Source organism: Noviherbaspirillum aridicola (genome assembly GCF_019656455.1).
In the GTDB taxonomy this organism is placed as follows: Bacteria; Pseudomonadota; Gammaproteobacteria; order Burkholderiales; family Burkholderiaceae_D; genus Noviherbaspirillum; species Noviherbaspirillum aridicola.
Window position 1 is genome coordinate 1 of the sequence record NZ_BPMK01000044.1, and the last position, 669, is coordinate 669.

Below are 669 nucleotides of genomic sequence, written 5' to 3' on the forward strand. Positions count from 1 at the left end.
TTCCGTAGAACCGTCGCTCACTCAAAATACTGACAGGTAGTTCTCTTGCGATTCCTACCTATATTTTGTGCGAGCACTTGATTACTTTTTAGCTTCGACGATTGCTCGTCTACGCACCGCACCAAGTACCCACACTTATCGGCTGTTGATTGTTAAAGATCCTGTCTGCCGCACCCGCCATTCCTTCCTTGCCGGCGCTTGCTGCGAAGCGTTTTGTTCGTCAGCAGCAGAGAAACGAGATTATGAAGTATTCCGTGGTTTGCGTCAACACCCTCGTTCGAAGATTTTGTCGCTCGCCCCGGGAGCTCCACAAGCTGGTGAATTCAATTCTCTTTATCTTTATTCAAGAGCATTGAATTCACGGGCCTGCACATATAGAGAGGCAAAAAGCCCCGACTCGGTATGAGTCGGGGCTTTTCTGGGGTAAGAGCCTGACGATGACCTACTTTCACACTGGTTGCAGCACTATCATCGGCGCGGAGTCGTTTCACGGTCCTGTTCGGGATGGGAAGGGGTGGTTCCGACTTGCTATGTTCATCAGGCATGACTTGTTGGTTGCTCGTCGGGGACGCGCAACCCAATCTGGGAAGAAGCAGTAGTTTTCGTAGGGGACCTACGGGTATTTATTTTGGCGGGTGTGAGTGATCAGTCATTCACACGCATACTTGT

Annotated in this window: 1 rRNA gene; it reads right to left on the bottom strand. The window is 50.4% G+C overall.

Annotated features, from left to right (window positions below):
- Nucleotides 1-429: 429 nt before the first annotated feature.
- Nucleotides 430-542: ribosomal RNA gene (rrf, locus tag NCCP691_RS21225) — 5S ribosomal RNA — on the bottom strand.
- Nucleotides 543-669: the final 127 nt, after the last annotated feature.